The organism is Larkinella arboricola (assembly GCF_003259745.1).
Classification (GTDB): Bacteria; Bacteroidota; Bacteroidia; order Cytophagales; family Spirosomataceae; genus Larkinella; species Larkinella arboricola.
The window spans coordinates 599,585-620,210 of sequence record NZ_QLMC01000004.1 but is presented as its reverse complement, the minus strand read 5'-3'; the positions used below and the strand labels follow the sequence as shown (position 1 = coordinate 620,210).

Below are 20,626 nucleotides of genomic sequence, written 5' to 3'. Positions count from 1 at the left end.
GCCAGGATTGTCAAACGTTAGACAGGATTTTTTCCACTGTAATATAACGAAAAGGTACGCTCAATATTAACCTCCGGGTCTAATTCTTTGTGGTCTTCCAGAAAGTCAGCAAATCGATCCGCCCAAAAAGGAGCCAGAGATACACCCTTGGTACCCAACCCGTTGAAAATTCCGATTGCTGGATGAGCCGGATGCAAACCCATCAAAGGCCGTCGGTCTTTGGTCGCCGGACGAATCCCGGCCCGTTGCCCGATAATCCGGTACGGAACTTTCAGCACCGCCTGTAATTTCTGCTCTAAAAACGCTTTTCCGTCCTCGGTTGTTTGCCAATCCAGATCGTGCCAGGTGTAGGTGGCGCCAACCCGGTAAAGATTTGATTCAACGGGCATTATAAAAATCCCCTGATTAACGATATGGGTGACGTGATAATTGTCCATCACGACATCCAGCACCTGCCCTTTCACGGGATTATACGGCAGCCAGTCAAACAGGGGATTATCCTTCGCGTGCGGCCCTTCGCAAAAGAGCAGCTTTCCGTAAGCCTGCCCCCGCCATACTACGTTATCCCTACTGATAACTAACTCATTATGATTAAAATCCGCTTCGATATACTGATCGCTTTGCCGAAAAAACTCCTGAATTGCGTGTAGAAATACCGGCACATCCACCCACCCCGACCCGGTTACTTCCAGACCGCCGTACGGGTTCTGAACATAGGGAGCATATTGTTGATTATCAACCGGTTCGGCAATGTATTGATAAATGGAAGGATCGGCGGTTAAGGCCATATACGTATTTTGCTCTTCAACGGAGCGATACGGCCGGTAGATATTAGTAAAATGCAAAAAATGAGTGTTGAGTTTTTTTTCGATTTCGCCGTAAAAAACCGTCAGGAAAGGAAATAACTCGTCGGCCTTCCAGGTGCGAACGAGTTTCCGGCCAGTCAACGGATTGAAGATTCCCGCAGCCACCAGCGACGCCGAGGGCCGCTGTGGGGCATTCACCAACACCACTTTTTTACCGCGCTGGTGCAACGTCCAGGCCAATACCGAACCGGCAATTCCCTGGCCAACAATCAGATAATCGGCACTCATGCATTCTGTGTTTTGAAATGCCCTTTGCGGTGGAGTTCAGCGATTTTCTCGTCGGCCAGTTGAACCACCCAGTCGGCCTGTTCGTCCAGCGTAATGTACGAGGTGTCGAGTTCAATGGCATCATCGGCTTTACGGAGCGGCCCTTCGGAGCGGTTACTGTCAATAAAATCCCGCTTTTTAAGGTTGGTAAGAATTTCATCCAGTCCCACCATTTCACCTTTTTGCAGCAATTCAATTTGCCGGCGCTGCGCCCGGATTACCGGATCGGCCGTCATGAAGATTTTCAACTCGGCGTCCGGGAATACCTTGGTTCCGATGTCTCGGCCGTCCATCACGACGCCCCGCTTGCGGCCCATTTTCTGCTGCTGGGCCACCATGGCATACCGCACCTCCGGAATCGCGCTCACCTCGCTGACAATATCGGAAATATACATTTTCCGGATTTCCTCTTCAATATTCAAACTATTCAGGCAGGTTTCGTTGCGGCCTGTTTTAGGGTTGAAATTGAAGCTGATATGAATATGATGGAGCGCTTCCTGAACAGCTTTCGGATTGGTCAGCGCAATGTGGTTTTGAAGCAAAAACAAGCTAACGGCCCGGTACATGGCCCCCGTATCGATATAGGCATACCCGAGTCGGGCTGCCACCTGTTTGGCCGTCGTGCTCTTTCCGCAGCTGGAATAGCCGTCGATGGCAATGACAATTTTTGGCATGGTGCAAAGAAACAACTTTCCGAAGAACCCTACTGCTTTCCGGCCAGAGAAATCTGTCCCTGGCGAGTCACAAATTCTTCCCGGAGCAGGGCAAAGATATGCTCATCGAGGTACTGGTTATTCTTATAGGCGGCTTTTTTCAGAACCGCTTCGGCCCGAAAACCCGCCTGTTGTAGTACCCGCATCGATACGGTATTGCCTTCCAGCACACAGCCGAAAAGACGGTTTACCTGAAAATTGGAGAAGATATAATTAACCATCGCCGGCAGCACTTCGCTCATAATGCCCTGTCCCCAGTGAGCTTCCCCCAGCCAGTACCCGATTTCGGCGTTATGACGGTAAATGTCTTCCTTGATGGTAAAACCGACGTTGCCAACGGCCCTTCCGCCAATGTCGATGGCCAGATTGACCGGCTGCTGGTATGACCGATTCATTCGAATCCACGAGCTGGCATCCCGCACGGTATAAGGATGCGGAAAAAAATCCCGAACCCGGTCCCAGATTTTGCGGTTATTGGCCTGCTCTGACAGCGAAAATTCATCGCCATCCCGCCACGGCCGCAGAGTGCAGGTATCTAAATAAATCGTTGTCACGTTGCTGCCCGTTTTCGGCCAAGATACGCTTTTTACGATATGGCCTATCATTTTTATTAGGTATTTTGCAACAACACTACCGAAAGGCTCCGGGCACCGTGGGCGCCAATAACCAGCGCCTGTTCAATATCGGCGGTTTTCGACGGCCCGGCAATAAACACGCCGAACCCCGCTTCTCCTACGTTGAGTCGCTGGTAGGCATCGTGCATATTCGGCACCAGATCCGATGCGTTGAGAATCAGGACCAGGTGCTGGCAGATAAACGGCAGCACGCGATGTCCACCCCGCTCCTCCGGCACCCAGATGGCCGAGTTTTCGGCCACGCCAAACACCCCCTGAATGATGGCTAAATCAACGGCTTCCAGTTGGTGCGGATCCTCAACGTCCCACTGTGTAGTTGCTAATGACTCTAAAACCGGAACTTTACTGACAATGTTTGACAAATCGCCATACGTCTGCCGGATGTACTGCTCCGCTTCCTGATAATTGGCAACAACCACCGGTGTTCCACCAATAAACCGCAGGATTTCACAAAATTTTGCAACAAGATCCGGAAAGTCTGACACAAAAGTGGTGGTTTCCGGTAAAGGCTGGAGTTCAGGTTTATTCTGACGGACGGCGGCCAGGATGCGTTCGCGACTGTTCATTTTTTATGAATAACGAACCGCACGGACGCTGTCTGAATAAGAAGCCGTCCGTGCGGTTTATCACGTTTCTTTATTGTTCTTTACTAGATCTCTTCATATACCACTCCCGGAAACTTTCCTTCGGTGGTTCGGGCATTTCGCGCTGTTTGTACCAGGGATTCAGCGGATTGGAAACCGAGAACGGAACCAGACGCATCATGGTCCGGCCCGCCTTTCCCGAAAAACGGAACAGCTTCGGATTGGCAAATACGCTGGCCATCACTTTCATTCCCTGTTTCTTGCTGCTGTCTACGTACCCTTCAGCCGCCAGAACCTGCCGCCATTTATAGAGTTGATCGTGAATATCAATCTTGACCGGACATACATTTGAGCAGGAACCGCACAGCGTGGAAGCAAACGGCAAATCAGCATTCTTGCGCATATCCAGGTTCGGGGCCAGAATGGAGCCAATCGGCCCGGCAACGGCATTGTGGTAGCTATGCCCCCCGCTTCGGCGGTATACCGGGCAGGTATTCATACACGCACCGCAGCGAATGCACTTCAGCGAATTCCGGAAATCCGGCCGGCCCAACTGCGTCGTCCGGCCATTATCGACAATAATAATGTGCATCGCCTGACACGCGCGGGGCCGGTGGAAGTGGCTCGAATAGGTCGTAACGGGTTGCCCGGTGGCACTACGCGCCAGGAGCCGTAAGAAAACACCGAGGTGCTGGGCTTTCGGAATGATTTTCTCAATACCCATGCTGGCGATGTGCACATCGGCCAGGTGCGCGCCCATGTCGGCGTTCCCTTCGTTGGTACAGACCACAAACCCGCCCGTTTCGGCCACGGCAAAGTTGACACCCGTGAGTGCGGCCCGTCGCGTCAGAAATTTTTCGCGCAGGTGCTGGCGGGCGGCTTCGGCGAGGTATTTCGGGTCGGAAGCGCCTTTTTCGGTACCCAGGTGTTCGTGGAAAAGCTCACCGATTTCCTCCTTCTTCTTGTGAATACATGGCATCACAATGTGGCTGGGCGGTTCTTTGGCCAATTGCACAACGCGCTCTCCCAGATCCGTATCCACCACATCAACGCCCTGTTCAATCAGAAACTCGTTCAGGTGGCATTCCTCGGTCAGCATCGACTTGCTTTTGACCATCTGCGTCGCGCCGGTTTCCCGCAGGATTTGCAGCACAATTTCGTTGTGTTCCCTGCCGTCGGCGGCCCAATGCACCTTTACCCCATTATTGATGGCATTTTGCTCAAATTCAAGCAGGTATTCATCCAGATTGGACAAAGCGTTGTGCTTGATCCGGGATGCGGCTTCGCGCAGTGCCTCCCACTCCGGAATTTGAAAAACAGCCTTGTCGCGTTTTTCGCGCACAAACCACAGCGTTTTATCGTGCCAGGTCGTCCGGTCAACGTCGTGGGTAAATTCCTCTGCGGCCTGAGAATGGTTCATCATATTTTGGCGACTTGACAGCTATCAGGGTTAATTCAGGATTCTCCTCTTTTATAAACGTATTAATCTACCGATCAATTCCTTCTTTTTGGCCCGTTCAATCCGTTTCATCCAACTGAAATAGCTCCTCGACGGGTTTCTCAAACACCTGCGCCAGTTTCAGGGCCAGGATGGTGGAAGGGACATAACGGCCCGTTTCAATGGAATTGATCGTTTGTCGGCTGACACCAATCCGCTCGGCCAGGTCCGCCTGCGACAAATCCCGCTCGGCCCGCCCTACCTTAATCCGATTTTTCATAACGCCATCAACACTGTTCGTTCATTTCGGCGAATGGCCAGGCGAAACCGGATGATGAACATGAGCAAAACCGTAAACATATTGTAAACCATCACTTCCAGAAACAATCCACCGTGTACTAAAATGATCAGCACACCGAGTACGATGTAATTAATATAAACCGCCCACTGCAACGATTCCAGACGCAGTCGGCTAATCATTTCGTCCTCCACTTTCTCCTTGGAAAAAGCGATAAATAATAAGCCTATTATAATTCCAATAGCAGCTACCTCGTCGGTAAAATTTACTGCATTGTAATTGTTATTCATAAATGTTCCCCCTCCCATCAACTCCCATAACAGCTTATCAAAAAAACTACCCTCCGATCCGGGAGCTTTGGTAAATGAAAAGCACAGAAACTCAAAACTAAAATCAGCGTATCGGGCAGCAAGGCCCAAAATTGCCGACGGAACAAATAACAACCAGCCAATCAGCCGGTAATGATGCGGTAATAGCCCCTGTGCTTTCATAGATATATAAAGTTTAGTTGACCAAAAGTAAAGTTAGCTTTACAAATAGTCAAATAAACTATATACCTATTATTAAACGGTTATTCCTGGTTCAGAATCTCCGCAATGTGCATCACCTTCACCGGCAACTTCTGCCGCCGGACAATGCCTTCCAGGTGCATCAGACACGACATATCGCCCCCGGTCAGCACCTCCGCGCCGTTCCGCACGTGGTCTTCGACTCGATCGACGCCCATCCGGGCCGATACGGCTTCTTCAAACACACAGAACGTTCCGCCAAACCCGCAGCACTCGTCCTTCCGGTCCAGATTAATCAGCTCCAGCTCGTCGACCATATGCAGCAGTTTTTCCGGTTTGGAAAACGGAGCCGCCACCAGTTCCGACATCTGCGACAGGTGTAACCCACGCTGCCCGTGGCAACTCTGGTGCAGACCGACCTTGTGCGGAAACCGCGCCGGTAGTTGCTCCACGTTCAGCACATCCGTCAGAAACTCCGTCAGTTCGTAAATATGATTGCGAATATGGGTGGCATCGCCTTCGCGCTTGTCCGAATGCAGGTGATGTTTGATATGCAACGCGCAACTGCCTGACGGACAAACGATGGCGTCGTAATTATCTCCAAAATTCTCGACAAACAGTTCATTACAACCGTGGGCCATACTCTCAAAACCCGAATTGGCCATCGGCTGCCCACAACAGGTCTGGTTGAGCGGATACGTAACCGTACACCCCAGTTTCTCCAACAATTGCAGTGTCGCAATACCAACTTTCGGGTAAAACTGGTCAACGTAGCACGGCAAAAAAAGTGCGACTTTCATGCGTAGTGAGTAGTTACAAGGGCCTTTCCGGTAGCCGCAACGGTTTTTGCCCGCTCACAACCAACGTCAACACCCTTCATTTTTTTGGGTTTCGGAAACGATATGTTGCCAATACCGGCAGATGATTCGAATATTTCGGCACATTCAGCACCCGGTACCGAACCAGTTGCAATTCACTTTGTTTCAGGGTCAGAATGTAATCAGTCCGCGCTCCGGTTCCTACCAACGTCGGCGTCTGCGAATCTTTTCCGGCATCGACCCAGCGGTCCATCAGCTTTTCAACTTCCGGGTCGTCGGGATCAGTGTTAAAGTCACCGCACCATATTACGGGCTGAATGCTGTTTTCCAGCGCCTTATCAACAGCCGCCAATTGCACATCCCGATTCAGGGGCGATTTGTTGTCGAGTTGAGTATTGCAAAACCGGATTGTTTTCTCGTTCGGCAACTCCACATACGCACACAACAAAGCCCGTGGCTCGGTTTTGTCCGGATTGGGCAACATTGCATTCTGACTGGCAATGATAGGATACTTTGACAAAATAGCTATCCCGTACTTACCTCCTTGAAAATTGATGGTTTTCCCGTAAAGCGGGTGCATGGATGTCAGCCGGGCCAGTTGCTTAAGGTGGTCGAAGCCGCGGCTGCGGGTAGTGGCACTGTCAACTTCCTGCAAAGCGACCAGATCCGGGCTATAGTCCCGGATCAACCGCCCGATCTGTACAAGGGTATTCTGCTCCTTCTCGTTGGCACCGTGGTGGATGTTGTAGGTTAAAACCGTAATCGTCGATTGAGCAATCGCTTTCCGAAAAAAAACACTCAACACCACAACAAGCAATAGACGAATTCGCATGGATTGGTCAGGTTGGTTCCGGCCAAAAATACGCACAAATCCGTTTTCCGGCAGTAGCTGGTGTCCAACGCGCGGTTAAAGCCGGAAAATGTTATCCAAAAGAAGCCATTTTTCGCCCGGTTTCGCCATCGGCAGCGCCTGCTGGTAGGTCCACATCAGATTTTCCCATTCCTGCACCTTTGGGTTGCTGGCGTCCATTTCGGCCTTCCGCTCAAACGAAAACGTGTCGTCGGTTTCCATAATCATAAACAGACGGTTTCCGATGCGGTAAATTTCCATCTCCGTGATACCCGCCGACCGGATACTTTCTTCAATTTCGGGTCGGAGTTTTTCGTGGTATTTCTCATATTCGGCAATCTTCACCGGATCATCCACGAGATCAAGAGCAAAACAATAACGCATAAGGAGTGATGAGTTAGGAATGAAAAGTTAAGAGTTAAAATGGCGAGTCTGTTAAGTTAACTCTTCACTTTTAACTCATCACTCTGCACTTTATAGCCTTTCCAGCCGTAGTAAGCGACCACTAAAAAGCACAACAACGGGATGATGTAGGCGATTTTGATGTTGCTCTGGTCGGAAATATAACCCATCAGTACCGGAAACAGGGCCCCGCCGGCAATGGCCATCACGAGCAGCGACGAACCCAGTTCGGTATCTTCTTCCAGTCGGGAAATGCCAAGCGAAAAAATGGTAGCAAACATGATTGACTCGAAAAACGGAACGGCAAAAATGGCCCAGACCGCAACCTGCGATTGCATGGTCATCGCGACCGCCAGCAGCCCGGCGCTGATCAGCGAGTAAATGGTTAGAAGACGGTTGGCGGCAATAAACCGCGAAAGATAGGTGCCGATAAACCGGCCAATCAGAAAGCCCAGCATGGCCCATCCCAGCCACTCAGCGGCTGTTTTTTCGGGTACATCACTGGAAAATTTGGCAAACCGGATAAAGAAGCTGGTAACACACACCTGCGCGCCCACGTAGAAAAACTGCGCGATGACGCCCCAGCGCAAATGCCGATGCCGCCACACGGAGCCCAGGGTCGAAGGCGCTTTTTTCTCGCTTTCGCTGATGTCCGGCAGCTTCGTAAACATAAACAGGGCGGCCACGGCTACCACCACCACGCCGATGATGATATACGGCATTTTGACCTGATCGGCTTCGTATTGCAGATAGCTGTTTAGCTGTTCCGACGACATGGCGGCAAGTTCGGCGTCGGAGTGTTCAATACCGCTCAGGATGACGCGCCCACCTACAACCGGAGCCAGAAACGCGCCCAGTCCGTTGAACGACTGGCTAAAGTTAAGCCGGGTTGTTGCCGTGGATGGGTCGCCCAGAATGGTAACGTACGGGTTAGCGGCTGTTTCCAGAAACGCACAACCCGAAGCAATGATAAACAACGCCCCCAGAAAAAAGCCGTACATCCGCGTGTCGGCAGCCGGGACAAACAGAAATGCGCCCGCTGCGTACATCACCAGACCGGCAATGATGCCCCGCTGGTACCCGTATTTCTTCATCACGTACCCCGCCGGAAGCGCCATCAGAAAATACCCCAGATAAACCGCCGAGTCGATCAGCGCCGACTGCAAATCCGTCAACTGGCAGGCTTTTTTGAGGTGCGGAATCAGAATGGGTTCCAGATTATGGACAAAGGCCCACAGAAAAAACAGGCTCGTCACCAGCGCAAACGCCAGTGTGTAGTTGCGCGTCGAACCGGTTTTCGGAGCCGTGGCAGAAGAAGGTACAGTTGCCATGAGGGGTTACAAGAATTGGGTATAAAATTTTATTTGCTCAATCGCAATGGGTTAGGTCAGCGCCCGATCCAGATGCACGTAACCGCCATCGACGTAAATCATCTGCCCGGTGGTGTGACTCGATTTGCTGGAGAGCAGAAAAACCACCATGTTGGCAATTTCTTCCGGGGTGGTCATTCGTTTTTCCAACGGTATTTTGGAGACAATGCTGTCGAGCTTGGCCTTCGGATCGTCAAACGTGTTGATCCAGTTTTCGTACAGGGGTGTCCACGATTCGGAGACGACCACGGCATTGACCCGGATGCTGTACGGCAACAACTCCACGGCCCATTCACGCGTCAGGGCATTCCGACCACCGTTGGCTGCGGCATAGGCCGAGGTGTTACCCTGCCCGGTTTCGGCGGTTTTTGACGTGATGTTTACAATCGCGCCTTTCGACGCCTTGAGGGCCGGCAGGGCATGGTGCGCCATCAGGTAATAATGAACCATGTTTTTATGCAGCGACTGCATAAACCGTTCATAATCGCCGTTTTCCAGCCCAACGCCGTCGTTTACGCCCGCGTTGTTGACCAGGCCATCGATGCGTCCGAACCGAGCCAGCGTTTGCTCCACGGCTTTTTTGCATTCGTCGGGCCGGGTTAATTCAGCCACAATCTGGAAGGACTGCGCACCGATGGCCGTAAGTGCTTCGACGGTCCGCTGATTATCCGCTTCGTTGCGTCCAACAATCACCGGAATGGCTCCTTCGGCGGCCAGCACGGTCGAGATTCCCTCGCCAATGCCCTTGGCTCCGCCCGTTACAATAATTACTTTTTCAGTCAGGTTCAGGTTCATAAATGTGGGTATGGACCGGGCAGGCTTACGTCCGGGTCGGTTTTAATGAAAAGAAATTAACTCTGGTGGCACTACAAACACCGGCTTTGGTTTGTAACACCTGCATTATAGACTATAAAACTTAACGGCATTATCGCCAAAAACCTTCTGCCGCACGGTTTCACCCCACGGTCTGACGTACTCTTCGACAATATTTTTCATCGCATCGTACTCCGCAGCCACCAGACACACGGGCCAGTCGGAGCCAAAAACCAGCCGGTCGGGGCCGAAATGCTCGAACACCACATCCAGATAAGGCCGGAAATCGTCCGGCTGCCAGCGTTGCCAGTCGGCTTCTGTCACCATGCCCGACACCTTGCAGTACACGTTCGGATTTTTAGCAATTTCGGCCATGTAATTCGACCACGTATTGACCTTCTGCTCCCTGATATACGGTTTGGCGATGTGGTCAACGATAAACTGCACTTCCGGAACCGTACGCACCAGATGCAGCGCGGCTTTCAGTTGATTGGGGTAAATCAGAATGTCGTAGGTAAAATCAAAAGCCGCCAGTTGCCGCACTCCGCGAATGAATTCCGGCTGCATCATAAAGTCTTCCGGCTCCGCCTGGACAACGTGCCGGAATCCTTTCAACTCCTCGTATTGCGAGAAATATTCCAGCCGGTCGTAAAGTTTGGCCGACCGCAGATCGACCCAGCCAACCACGCCTTTGATAATATCATACGCTTCGGCCAGTTGCAGCAAAAACGTGGTTTCGGCTTCGGATTGATCGGCCTGCACGGCCACGCAGCCGTCGATTCCGTTTTGTTTCAGAACCGGCTCCAGATCGGCAGGCAGAAAATCCCGCCGGATCCGCTGCATGTCTTCCGTAATCCAGCCGTCCCGCTCCGGGTCATAAAACCAGAAATGCTGGTGCGCGTCGATTGTCATTGGAATGAAGAGTTATGAGTTAAGAGTTAAGAATTGAGTAATCGGGATTTTCTTCGCGGACCATTCCGGCATTTTCCTGGGTCGTCAGCAAAATCGAACTCAGGATTTTTATTAATTCTTCACAGTCATTCAGCATAGACGTGGCCATGCGCTCGTTCAGATAATCAGTAGCCTGAAGTAATCGGAGCCAATAACGCGTTTCACGGGCTTCTTTGTAAGCAATCCCTATTTTAGCCGAAAAGTCTTTCCGGCTGTACCCGCCCGTCGCTTCCTCAACATTTGCTCCGATTGATGTACCGCTTCTTAGCAACTGTTCAGCAATCTTATAAGGCACTTGGTTATCGACCAGCCACTTATAAAGATTAACCGTCCTAACGCCAAACGCAAAGGTCTTCCCCTGAATAATGCTCTCCTTCCGCTCCATAACTCTTAATTCATAACTCTTAACTCCTAACTAAAAGAAACGGCCGTCTGCTTCTGGGTGCCCAGGCCCTCGATACCGAGCTCGACTACGTCGCCGGGTTTCAGGTAACGTTGTGGTTTGAGGCCCATGCCGACGCCGGAGGGGGTGCCGGTCGAGATCACGTCGCCGGGGAGCAGCGTCATGAACTGGCTGATGTAGCTGACCAGCGTCGGCACGTCGAAAATCATATCGTCGGTATTGGAATCCTGCAAGGTTTCGCCGTTCAGACGCAGCCAGAGGCCCAGTTTGTTGGGGTTCGGCACCTCGTCTTTGGTGACCATAAACGGCCCAAGCGGTGCGAAGGTGTCGGCACTTTTGCCTTTCACCCACTGCCCACCACGCTCCAACTGGAAAGCCCGCTCGCTGTAGTCGTTGTGAACGGCATAGCCCGCGATGTAGTCGAAGGCGTCTTCCTTCGAAACGTACGTAGCTTTTTTGCCGATAATAATGGCCAGTTCAACCTCCCAGTCGGTTTTCTCCGACTTTTTCGGAATCACCACGTTATCATCGGGACCAACCAGCGCCGTGGTTGATTTAAAGAACAGAATAGGCTCCGTCGGAACGGCAGCGTTGGTTTCGGCGGCATGTTTAGCGTAATTCAGACCCACACAGACAATCTTGGAAGGCCGCTTGATACACGATGCCCGCCGAACATCACCCGGCACACTGGGGCAACTCGACTCGTTGGCTTTCAGCCATTCAGCCAGTTTTTCCAGGCCATTGTTAGCAAAAAAATCTTCGTCGTAATCCTGGCCGAAAGCCGATACATCCAGACTGGCACCCGAAGGCAACATAACACCGGGGCGCTCATTGTCCGGCGAGCCAAAGCGAAATAGTTTCATTGTAGAAGGGTTACTGGTTACTTTTTAGAGTAAAGGGAAAAATAGGCTGCTTATAACCTTTTTGCGCAAAAATAAGGCGTTGGCGGCAGATCGCAACAGCCGCCGACCATCTTAATTCTTACGGCTGCCCAACAGTCTCCCGGCTTTCCAGTTTCCAATCATTATTGAAGAACCCGGCTTTTCGCACACCCCGGATACCGTCTTTTACCATATCCAGGCCGAAAATCATGTAGTCTGGAAAACCGCTACCACCCGCAAAATACTGGTTGGCATCGGCGGCTTTCATGCCCGCCAGGCCGGTTCCGCTCACCACGGCGACTGACGCGATTTCGCTATCCGGGCGCGGCCACGCGAAATACGCACTCACATCCTGGCCCGTGTAACGCTCGGTTCCAACCGTCAGTTGCCCCCGGCTTACCTGAATGGGGCAATTGGCCAGCAAACCGTTCCAGGCCCGGTTGGTGGTCGCGTTCCCGTAGATCACCACGCCCCGGTCGGCGTACTGGGCCGGACTAAACGCTTTGTCCGGAACGATGTCAACCGCGCCGTTGCCCCGGTAATACCAGGTTTCGGCGTCGTAGCGGGCTTTGTTGTAGGCCCATTCGTTTTCGGCCGCCGTACCCGCCGTTCCGTACACAAAGACCATCCGGTGGTTGAACGGTTCTTTAAAGGTACCGTTGCGGTGCGCTCCTTTCTGCGTCAGGGCCGGTTTGGTGCTCATTTCCCACTGTCCGTTTTTCGCCAGATACAGCCTTTCGCCCGCACTTTTAACGGTATGACTAACGGTATTCAGACTATCCAGCGTGATGCTGACGGTTTCGCCCGGCGCAAAATCAGACAGATTGAACGACAGCAACTGGATGTTTTCGGTTTTTCCCGAGATCGTTTTCGCTTTCTTATCCCGCTTCAACTGAACGCGGCTGTACTCCAGCGGGTGCTGTTGCTGCTCGACGGACACCCAGCGCATAGTCGAAGAAATACCGGGATTGGCTGTGGTAAAGTCGATGGTATGAACGGCGCTGTCGGCGGCAATTTTGTGCCATTTGAAATAATCGAAAATAGGATTCCAGTCCACACTTTCGTTGCCGTACCAGTGCGAGCCGCCCGGGTATTCGTAGTGCGTAAAATCGGGGTGAAACGTGCCCAGCAATTTCCGCATCTGGCGGGCATACTCTACCGAAACCGTGCGGTCGGCATCGCCGTGCAGGATGTACACGCCCAGCGGTTTGTAGTTGGAAGCCAGCTTGATCACATTGCTGGGATTGCTCGAACGCAGCAACATTTTCTCCAACGCCGTTGCGCCCTCTTCCGGAATTTTGCCGTCGTGCGAACCGTAGCCCGCCAGTGTCGGATACCCGGCGCAGGGCGCAATGGCGGCCCAATTGCCGGGGAACGTCGCACCCAGGTACCACGTTCCGTGTCCACCCATCGAGTGACCGGTCAGGTAAATTCGCTGCGGATCTGGCTTGAACTGCTTTTTTCCCAGATTAAATACCTCCAGCGCATCCAGTCGGCCCCAGTCTTCCCAGTTGAAGCCCCTGGGCCGCCGGTTGGTTGGTGCCACCAGAACACCCCAGTCTTTGGGTTGATAGGCCCGCGCCTGCCCGATGGCTTCGACCCCGGCCCCGTGTACGGACAGAAACAAGGCCGGAGCCTGTCCATCCGGTTTGCTCTGCGGGGCCACGCCAAAATACTGCACGCTGCCGTCGATGGTACTGACAAACGTCTGGCTGTAATGCTCGCCCGGTCCGGCCACGCTTAGCGTCAACTCTTTTTCGTCAACGGCCTTGCCAGTCTGTAACAAACTGATAACCACTTTGCCATTCTCTTTCCCCATAACGCCCGACGCATCCATCCGAAAGCCCACCTTGCGGGTGGTCATGGCCGGAACGGTGGGCAACTCCGTCACGAGTTCTTTACCGGCCAGACGGCTTTTCATTTTCAAACCGTTCAATGCCTTGTTCGTGGTGTTGACAAGCACCACTGCGCCCCAGATTGGTTCGCTCTGGTTTCCTAAAACCACACTGGGCAAGGTCGGGTCTTCCGTGTTCAGTGCTACGGGTTTTTCCGGAAAAATCAACTTGGCCGTCAGACCCTGATACCGCGAGAATTGCGACGTGCGGAGGTAGATTTCGTTCACTCCTTTTTTAAGCGGAACCGGGATATACAAATAGCCGAGGGCGTACGGATCACCGGCATGGGGCGTTCCGTTGACGTAGACCATGTTCGGGCCGGTTGCGTGCAGCAAAGCCGTCTGATCACGGTCGGCGGTGTAGGTCAGGTATAAATAACCGTTGCTGAACAACCGCCCCCGAAATTTGCCCTGCTGATCGGGCGTGACGGCCTGCCAGCGCAGCGAATCGGTGCTGGTGGTGGTCAGCCCCTGCCCTGCCACCGGCTTTTGCAGATCACCCCGGTATAAGTGATAGGCCAGCTGATCGGTATACAGAGCCTCCCGGCCATACTGGTGACACGGCCCAATGGCCAGCCCCTGCGTAAAATTATAAATGCGCTGCGCCTGCACACTCAAAACTGTAATGAGCAAGAACGCGATGAGAAGAATACGGTTTTTCATTAAAAAAGAAGTAACCTGGATGATGAGCAAACAGACGGTGATTTCAGTTACCGATTAACCCATTTTAAAGACCCAAACCGGCTGTCCGGCCAACTGCTGACGAAGTTTCTCCGGAATGCTTACTTCCATACCGTTCCCGGCTTTTTTCCATTTCAGGGTTTGTTTCGTGCCCAGAATCGTCAGCTTTGCTTTGGATTGAGCCGGAGCGATGGGCAGGGTAACCGTTGCAGGCAATACGGTTTCTTTTTCGGTGGGCAGGTAGGAAGCGTACGAGGTTTTGCCGTTGGTCGTGAACGCCCACTGGTCCTGGCGGTAGGGCGCCAACGGTTTAGTGCCGTAAATGGATTCGCCATTGACCTGCATCCAGGCACCGATTTCCTTCAGCCGGGTGTAGGCTTCTTCGTGCCATTCGCCGTCGGGGCCGGGTGCGATGTTCAGCAGCATATTGCCGTTTTTAGCGACGATATCCACCAGCATCTGCACCAGTTGGCGGGCCGGTTTAAAGTTTTCTTTCGGAATGTACGACCAGCTTGCGCCCATCGTCAGGCAGCTTTCCCACGGAATCGGCATGTAATGATCCGGAATCTGCTGCTCGGGCGTCGCGTAGTTTTCAAATTCGCCCGCTACGGTCCGGTCCACCACGAGCAAACCGGGTTGTTTTTGCCGACCCATCCCGGCAATCCGCGCCATGTCAATGTCCTGGCTGTACGGAATGGTCCGCTGCCAGCTTACCGTTGAGTCAATCGTGCTGGCCGGGCGCACCCAGCCGCCGTCCAGCCACAGGATGTCTACCTTTCCGTAGTCGGTCATCAGTTCCTGAATCTGGTTGTAGGTAAAGTCCTGATACTTCTTCCAGAGGTCGGGGTATTTTTTCGGATCGTAGCTCACGTTGCGGTCTTTCGGCGGGAAGTAGGGCCACCAGTACGAATCAACGTTCCAGTCGGGTTTTGAGAAATACGTGCCGACCATGAAGCCCTGATTCCGAAAGGCGCCCAGAATCTCCTTGGTGACATTGCTGCGCGGGTTCGACGAAAAGGGCGACTTGCTGCTGGTGATCTTGTAATCGGTCTGCTTTGAATCGAACATGCAGAAACCGTCGTGGTGCTTGGTCGTAAAGATCATGTACTTCATCCCGGCGGCTTTGGCGGCTTCGGCCCAGCGTTCGGGGTTGAAGCGCGTCGGATTGAAGGTGGTTTGCAGGTTTTCGTAGGCTTTTTTGTATTCGTACCAGTTGCCCGCGTGTGGCCCCCGACGCACGGTCCAGCCTTCATCTTCCGGGCACAGCGACCACGATTCGACTACGCCCCACTGGCTGTAGGTACCCCAGTGCATCAATAAACCGAATTTAATGTCCTGCCACTGATCCAGCTTTTTCTTTACCAGGCTGTCTTTGGGCCATTCGTATTTGGAGTGATTCTGTTCGGAGTGCTGCTGCGCGAAAACGGGGGTTGATAAAAGGGCCGCCAGACCCAGACTGAGTAATTTTGACTTCATTGTGAAACGGTTTGATCCGCTGGATTATGGTTGTACTCGATTAAATGCTATCTTCTTATAAATTGTCAATACTGACTATCATTGGTTTGCTTCAACGCCCGCTCGTTTTATTCTGTCAACTACGAACTCCCCAATGGCTTTGCCCTGCTGCTGTCCGTTTTCAATCGCGTCACGGTAGTGAATGCCCCCGTAAAGCCGGGAAATGGCCGCTTCTTCAGCCGCCTGCCGGAAGGACTTAAAATCACGAGTCGGCAACTCGAATAAGACTTCGGTGTCGTCCGTAAACGCAAAATCGTCGCCAATCAGGTACGTTAGCACTTCGGCAACGGCCGTCGAGATGACACTGTGACCGCTGGTATACTCCGGAAAGGGGGGTGTTTGCAGCAACGGTTGCCAGCGCGCGTCAATGTAGCGGTTTATGACCGTTTCGGGCCGAATCCGGTTGCTTCGGTATTTTTCGTCCCAACAACTGATGAACGCATCCATCAGCGTTGCCGCGACCAGCGTATGCACCATCACGGCTTTATCGAAGCCCATTTTAGCTTTTTTGGTAGCGATGCTGGTAATATTCATCCAGTGGCCGCCCGGACTAATCTTTTTAAAGCCGATCGACATATGCCCGGACGTATTAATTGCGAACGGGTTACAATCCCAGTAGGACGCAATAAACCGTTTTTTCTCATCCAGATTTTTGCCTTCCGAATAGACCTCGTACGCCAATTTGTAGAAGGCACTCGTGGAGTCTTTGCTGAAAGCAACGGCAGGCTGCGGTGTAAACTGGCTACAGGTATCGATAATCATCGGGCGGATCGTACGCCAGTGGGGTTCGATGGCTTCGATGTAACCGGGCGGGGTTGGAAACCAGTATTCGTCTCCTTTTGTGGGCCGGTAGCGCAGCCGGGTGCTTAGTTTCAGGTAATTATCGGAAGCCGCAAAAGCCACCACCTCCTTGGCCACTTTCTGCGCTAAAAGCCTCGATTGTTCGATGACATTAGCATCATAGCCTTCTTTCCTCAGCGCTGCGAGCAGTTTTTTTTGGTCTTCCTCCAGCATATACCCCGACGGCAGCATGAGCCGACCCGTTTCAAGCATACACAACAAAGCCGCAATCTGGTGGTTGCAGGAGGTCGGCGCTTCGATCCGGAGTTTTGGGAAACGGCTTAAAAAGGATGTTGATTGCGGAATCGAAGCATTTTGCGTTGCAACGATTTCGTAAGCACCCAATAAACAATACGTATAAAAGCGACTGGCGGCTGGCGGGTTGGCCACGTCATGAATCATGACCATCGTCAGCGAAAAAACCGCTGGTTGCAGATGACGCCCCAGATCCGGTTTGGCTTTCTGCGCCTGTGCCGTATGAAAAATAAATAAACCGATGAGTAGGCAATACCGCATTTTAGTTAGTTCTATAGACCTGAATGGGTTCGTTGAAAGCGCCAATGACAATATACCGGGCCTGCTGAACCTGTAGCTGAACGACTGACTGAACGTCGCCGATTACCGACAACCCGGCTTCCGGCTGAGGTACATAGCTAAAATTACCTTTGCCGTCTCCCTTCATCAGGCAGCCGTAATTCGCATCAATGCTCCCAATTTTCAGCCGGTTGTTCGACTTGTTACCCAGCAGGAGCAAATCCATAAAACCGTCGCGATCAAAATCATCGACCAGCGATTTGGTAACGGGAGAAAACTGGGCCTGAAGCGGCAGCGTACGCTTTTCAAAATGGCCGTTCTGAGCCAGGAAGCAGACCGTATGGCATTCCGTTACCGATAGTTTCCTGGCTTTGCTCAGGTCTTCGGCTGAGAATATTTCGTTGATGGTAGCGGTTGAGTAGTCTTTGTAATACCCGAACTTTCGGCGCATCGGAAAAATCTGGTCGTTCAGTTCATCCCGGCTCACAAACGGATAGGAAGTACCCTGAACGTAAAAACTAAAGAAAGGGTCCAGCGAACCGTTGTTGTCGAAGTCCGCGTAAACCAATTCGGCGGGTTCTTTTTTTGAGAATTTAATCTGTGAATTCTCGCCGAGATTACCCGCCACAATATCCTTTTTACCGTCCCCGTTCACATCCGCAATGGTCAATGAAAACCAGAAGCCGTTTTCCTCGTTCGGGAAGTACTGACTGGTTTTATCGACGAAACCGTCTTTGGTGTTGGCATAAACTTTAATTGGCATGAATTCGCCACAGAGCACCAGGTCTTTCCGGCCATCCCCATCCAGATCTTCCCATTGCGCATCGGTGATCATGCCACTGGTAGAAAACGGTATTTTCACCGTGTTAAATTGCCCTTTGCCATCGTTCTCCAGCAAATAGGACGTAGGAGGCTCCGGATAACGCCCCGGAATGACGCGACCGGCGACAAACAGGTCCAGATCACCGTCGTTATCATAATCGGCTACCCGCACGCAGGATTTACTACTCGCATGCAGGGCGGGTAAAGCCGTCGTAACCCGCTTTAAATGGCCTTTTCCATCGTTTATGTGCAGTTCGTCCTGCAACGAAGGCGTGTTGGGTTCAAACAAGGAATACCCGCCCTTGGCTACGTATAAATCATCAAACCCGTCGCCGTTGGCATCAAAAAAAACAGCCGCCGAAACCGCCGAAATCTCCTCGTTGCCGATGGTCGTTTCTTCGTCCTTTTTGAAGGTCCCATCCTTTTGCTGAATCCAGATTTTGCCGTTCGTGTTTTTATCCCCGCCAATAAACAAGTCCTCCAAACCGTCTTTGTTCACATCGCCTTTCGCCAAAACCGGTCCGACCTGCGAGTACATAAAAAGCATCAGGGGCTGCCGTTTGAAATCGTTTTCGTTGTAGCCTTCGTGAACAACCGGAATGAGCTTTTCGGTTTTCTGGAAAATACCGGAGTGGCTTTTTTGAGCTACCGGATTCCTGGCTTTGGATGCCGCATCCTTCTGATCAACCACCAGCAGTTGATTGGCCGTTACCTGCGTCAGTTTCTGCTCGGTCTGGTCCGGCCAGACTATTTTGATGGAATCAACGGTCGTTACCTGATCCAGTCCAAAATGAAGCCGGGCGGACTGAGAAGAAAGATACCCCCGGACGGGCTGGACTTCCTGGTACTGGAGATTGCCTTTGGAGTAGACCGTTACTTTCCCCCCAACGGCATTGGTATTCCTGCCCTTCGCCACCAGTTTAAGCTGAATGTACGAGGTCTTGTGCTGTTCGCGGCTGAGATTCTGATAAATAAAAGCCGGTTCGTTGATGTTGTTGATAATCAATTCCAGATCGCCATCGTTGTCCAGATCGGCATAGACGGCGCCGTTCGAAATGGTGGGCGTCTGAATCCCCCAATCCGTTTGTTTGTTGGTAAAAGTCAGATCACGGTTATTTTTAAAAATGTAATTGGGCAACTTGGTTGACGGCATCGCCCGGATCAGATCCATCAACTGCACCGACTCCCGGTTAATCGCCTGTTTTACTTTGTAATCACCCCAGTATTTCAGAAAGTCCTTGTTGGTGTAGTCCCGTAAATAGCCGTTTGTAATAAACAAATCCTTGTAACCGTCATTATCAAAATCGGCCAGCAGCGGGGCCCAGCTCCAGTCGGTATTCGATACACCCGCTACCTGCGCAATCTCGCTAAACGTTCCGTCGCCGTTATTCAACTGCAACATATTGCGCATATACTGCTTGTAAAGCTGCTGCCGCACCATCAGCTCAAAAGATTCGTAATTTTCCTGAAGCTGCAATAATTTCTGCCGACGATTGTCTTCCGGCAGCATATCCAGCGACATGATATCCGGAAAGCCGTCGTTGTTGTAATCGGCAATGTCGATGCCCATTGAAAACTGGGCCAAATGCCGGAAACACATCTGGGTTTCGTCCTTGAACGTGCCGTTTTTCTGGTTGATATACAGATAGTCGGACTCGTTGTAATCGTTGGTTACGTAGATATCCTGCCAGCCGTCCTGGTTTATATCGGCGATGGCGATGCCCAGACCAAACGTGAGCGGATATTGGTGAATACCGGCTTTTTTTGAAACATCGACGAAACGGTTATTCCGGTTTTCGTAGAGTTTATTTCCGGCCAGCTCGTCCGTTTCGTTCCGCAGTTTAGCCAGTTCCATGTTGTCGTACTTCTTGACGTTGTGATTCAGGAGCATCATATCCAGATCTCCGTCATTATCGTAGTCAAAAAAAGCCGACTGGGTGCTGTATCCCGGATCGTCCAGCCCATACTGTTTGGCCTGCTCCAGAAACCGGACCGTGCCGTCCTTCGAAACGCCCTGGTTAATAAACAATTGATTCCGGCGAACCTCGTCGCCTACTTTTCCCGAATAACATACGTAAATATCCAGCCGCCCGTCACCGTTCACGTCGGCCATGTTCGCACCGGTTTTCCAGCCACCGGAACGACCGGCAAGGCCAGCCCCGGCACTTTTAGTCACGTCTTTAAACTTCAACCCGCCCAAATTCAGGTAGAGTTTATTGGGCTTCATGTTGGCGGTAAAAAACAGATCGTCCAGCCCGTCACCGTTCAGATCCCCGACGGCAACTCCCCCACCATTGTAAAAATATTCGTAGGCCAGGACATTCAGGTTTTCGTTTTCGTCGATGTCGTTGCGGAAGCTGACGTTTGTCTGACCAGGCGGCAGCAGTTGAAACAACGGTTGGGCACCAGCGCCCGTAAGGGTGCAAAGCCCCAGTGCGATGGCCATACTACCATAACGACCGATTCGAGACAGACGTGCAACCAACTGGTTTATAGACGTGAAGAAAGACATACCGATGCAAAAAAGTAGGCAATAAAAATA

At 52.0% G+C, this 20,626-nt stretch carries 19 protein-coding genes; all 19 read right to left on the bottom strand.

The annotated features are described in order from the left end of the window. Positions 1 to 17: 17 nt before the first annotated feature. Entirely contained in the window at positions 18 to 1,094 is a 1,077-nt protein-coding gene (locus LX87_RS18235; RefSeq protein ID WP_111629688.1) for an NAD(P)/FAD-dependent oxidoreductase, read from the bottom strand. Next, positions 1,091 to 1,807 carry a (d)CMP kinase gene (gene cmk, locus LX87_RS18230; RefSeq protein ID WP_111629687.1) on the bottom strand — a complete coding sequence of 239 codons (717 nt, stop codon included), beginning with the start codon at positions 1,805 to 1,807 and terminating at the stop codon, positions 1,091 to 1,093. The genes LX87_RS18235 and cmk overlap by 4 nt, the downstream gene beginning before the upstream one ends. Positions 1,808 to 1,836: 29 nt before the next feature. Then, on the bottom strand, positions 1,837 to 2,400 hold the full coding sequence (locus LX87_RS18225; protein ID WP_229310717.1) for a GNAT family N-acetyltransferase: 564 nt from the start codon (positions 2,398 to 2,400) through the stop codon (positions 1,837 to 1,839). A 56-nt stretch (positions 2,401 to 2,456) separates the two neighbouring features. Next, positions 2,457 to 3,047 carry a LutC/YkgG family protein gene (locus tag LX87_RS18220; RefSeq protein WP_111629685.1) on the bottom strand — a complete coding sequence of 197 codons (591 nt, stop codon included), beginning with the start codon at positions 3,045 to 3,047 and terminating at the stop codon, positions 2,457 to 2,459. Between the two features lie 70 nt (positions 3,048 to 3,117). Further along, the gene (locus LX87_RS18215) at positions 3,118 to 4,485 is read right to left on the bottom strand and encodes a lactate utilization protein B (protein ID WP_111629893.1); all 1,368 of its coding nucleotides are present in this window, start codon (positions 4,483 to 4,485) and stop codon (positions 3,118 to 3,120) included. A gap of 97 nt (positions 4,486 to 4,582) precedes the next feature. After that, on the bottom strand, positions 4,583 to 4,783 hold the full coding sequence (locus LX87_RS18210) for a helix-turn-helix transcriptional regulator (RefSeq protein ID WP_111629684.1): 201 nt from the start codon (positions 4,781 to 4,783) through the stop codon (positions 4,583 to 4,585). Then, on the bottom strand, positions 4,780 to 5,091 hold the full coding sequence (locus LX87_RS29130) for a hypothetical protein (protein ID WP_229310716.1): 312 nt from the start codon (positions 5,089 to 5,091) through the stop codon (positions 4,780 to 4,782). The genes LX87_RS18210 and LX87_RS29130 overlap by 4 nt, the downstream gene beginning before the upstream one ends. 281 nt (positions 5,092 to 5,372) lie before the next feature. Next, on the bottom strand, positions 5,373 to 6,110 hold the full coding sequence (locus LX87_RS18200; RefSeq protein WP_111629682.1) for a (Fe-S)-binding protein: 738 nt from the start codon (positions 6,108 to 6,110) through the stop codon (positions 5,373 to 5,375). A 76-nt stretch (positions 6,111 to 6,186) separates the two neighbouring features. After that, a complete protein-coding gene (locus LX87_RS18195; protein ID WP_111629681.1) occupies positions 6,187 to 6,960 on the bottom strand; it encodes an endonuclease/exonuclease/phosphatase family protein in 774 nt (257 codons plus the stop codon). A gap of 75 nt (positions 6,961 to 7,035) precedes the next feature. Further along, a complete protein-coding gene (locus LX87_RS18190; RefSeq protein ID WP_111629680.1) occupies positions 7,036 to 7,362 on the bottom strand; it encodes an L-rhamnose mutarotase in 327 nt (108 codons plus the stop codon). 56 nt (positions 7,363 to 7,418) lie between these two features. Further along, a complete protein-coding gene (gene fucP, locus LX87_RS18185) occupies positions 7,419 to 8,711 on the bottom strand; it encodes an L-fucose:H+ symporter permease (protein WP_111629679.1) in 1,293 nt (430 codons plus the stop codon). Between the two features lie 51 nt (positions 8,712 to 8,762). Beyond that, positions 8,763 to 9,545, bottom strand: coding sequence for an L-fucose dehydrogenase (locus LX87_RS18180; protein ID WP_111629678.1), 783 nt, complete (start codon positions 9,543 to 9,545; stop codon positions 8,763 to 8,765). Between the two features lie 105 nt (positions 9,546 to 9,650). Beyond that, a complete protein-coding gene (locus LX87_RS18175) occupies positions 9,651 to 10,475 on the bottom strand; it encodes an amidohydrolase family protein (RefSeq protein ID WP_111629677.1) in 825 nt (274 codons plus the stop codon). A gap of 19 nt (positions 10,476 to 10,494) precedes the next feature. Then, positions 10,495 to 10,899 (bottom strand): four helix bundle protein, encoded by a 405-nt coding sequence (locus tag LX87_RS18170; protein WP_111629676.1) that lies wholly within the window; start codon positions 10,897 to 10,899, stop codon positions 10,495 to 10,497. A 26-nt stretch (positions 10,900 to 10,925) separates the two neighbouring features. Continuing rightward, a complete protein-coding gene (locus tag LX87_RS18165) occupies positions 10,926 to 11,780 on the bottom strand; it encodes a fumarylacetoacetate hydrolase family protein (RefSeq protein WP_111629675.1) in 855 nt (284 codons plus the stop codon). A 118-nt stretch (positions 11,781 to 11,898) separates the two neighbouring features. Then, the gene (locus tag LX87_RS18160) at positions 11,899 to 14,355 is read right to left on the bottom strand and encodes a carboxylesterase family protein (protein ID WP_111629892.1); all 2,457 of its coding nucleotides are present in this window, start codon (positions 14,353 to 14,355) and stop codon (positions 11,899 to 11,901) included. 54 nt (positions 14,356 to 14,409) lie between these two features. After that, positions 14,410 to 15,849: an alpha-L-fucosidase gene (locus LX87_RS18155; RefSeq protein ID WP_111629674.1), complete on the bottom strand. Its 1,440-nt coding sequence runs from the start codon at positions 15,847 to 15,849 to the stop codon at positions 14,410 to 14,412. A gap of 78 nt (positions 15,850 to 15,927) precedes the next feature. Continuing rightward, positions 15,928 to 17,244, bottom strand: a complete 1,317-nt coding sequence (locus LX87_RS18150; RefSeq protein ID WP_111629673.1) for a vanadium-dependent haloperoxidase — start codon at positions 17,242 to 17,244, stop codon at positions 15,928 to 15,930. Position 17,245: 1 nt separating this feature from the next. Then, positions 17,246 to 20,530: a VCBS repeat-containing protein gene (locus LX87_RS18145; protein WP_111629672.1), complete on the bottom strand. Its 3,285-nt coding sequence runs from the start codon at positions 20,528 to 20,530 to the stop codon at positions 17,246 to 17,248. Positions 20,531 to 20,626: the final 96 nt, after the last annotated feature.

Coding starts and splice junctions, on each gene's coding strand:
- LX87_RS18200 (WP_111629682.1), bottom strand. CDS start 6,110: ATGAAAGTCGCACTTTTTTTGCCGTGCTACGTTGACCAGTTTTACCCG.
- LX87_RS18220 (WP_111629685.1), bottom strand. CDS start 3,047: ATGAACAGTCGCGAACGCATCCTGGCCGCCGTCCGTCAGAATAAACCT.
- LX87_RS18215 (WP_111629893.1), bottom strand. CDS start 4,485: ATGAACCATTCTCAGGCCGCAGAGGAATTTACCCACGACGTTGACCGG.
- LX87_RS18175 (WP_111629677.1), bottom strand. CDS start 10,475: ATGACAATCGACGCGCACCAGCATTTCTGGTTTTATGACCCGGAGCGG.
- LX87_RS18235 (WP_111629688.1), bottom strand. CDS start 1,094: ATGAGTGCCGATTATCTGATTGTTGGCCAGGGAATTGCCGGTTCGGTA.
- LX87_RS18160 (WP_111629892.1), bottom strand. CDS start 14,355: ATGAAAAACCGTATTCTTCTCATCGCGTTCTTGCTCATTACAGTTTTG.
- LX87_RS29130 (WP_229310716.1), bottom strand. CDS start 5,091: ATGAATAACAATTACAATGCAGTAAATTTTACCGACGAGGTAGCTGCT.
- LX87_RS18195 (WP_111629681.1), bottom strand. CDS start 6,960: ATGCGAATTCGTCTATTGCTTGTTGTGGTGTTGAGTGTTTTTTTTCGG.
- LX87_RS18145 (WP_111629672.1), bottom strand. CDS start 20,530: ATGGCCATCGCACTGGGGCTTTGCACCCTTACGGGCGCTGGTGCCCAA.
- fucP (WP_111629679.1), bottom strand. CDS start 8,711: ATGGCAACTGTACCTTCTTCTGCCACGGCTCCGAAAACCGGTTCGACG.
- LX87_RS18210 (WP_111629684.1), bottom strand. CDS start 4,783: ATGAAAAATCGGATTAAGGTAGGGCGGGCCGAGCGGGATTTGTCGCAG.
- LX87_RS18190 (WP_111629680.1), bottom strand. CDS start 7,362: ATGCGTTATTGTTTTGCTCTTGATCTCGTGGATGATCCGGTGAAGATT.
- LX87_RS18170 (WP_111629676.1), bottom strand. CDS start 10,899: ATGGAGCGGAAGGAGAGCATTATTCAGGGGAAGACCTTTGCGTTTGGC.
- cmk (WP_111629687.1), bottom strand. CDS start 1,807: ATGCCAAAAATTGTCATTGCCATCGACGGCTATTCCAGCTGCGGAAAG.
- LX87_RS18180 (WP_111629678.1), bottom strand. CDS start 9,545: ATGAACCTGAACCTGACTGAAAAAGTAATTATTGTAACGGGCGGAGCC.
- LX87_RS18155 (WP_111629674.1), bottom strand. CDS start 15,849: ATGAAGTCAAAATTACTCAGTCTGGGTCTGGCGGCCCTTTTATCAACC.
- LX87_RS18165 (WP_111629675.1), bottom strand. CDS start 11,780: ATGAAACTATTTCGCTTTGGCTCGCCGGACAATGAGCGCCCCGGTGTT.
- LX87_RS18150 (WP_111629673.1), bottom strand. CDS start 17,244: ATGCGGTATTGCCTACTCATCGGTTTATTTATTTTTCATACGGCACAG.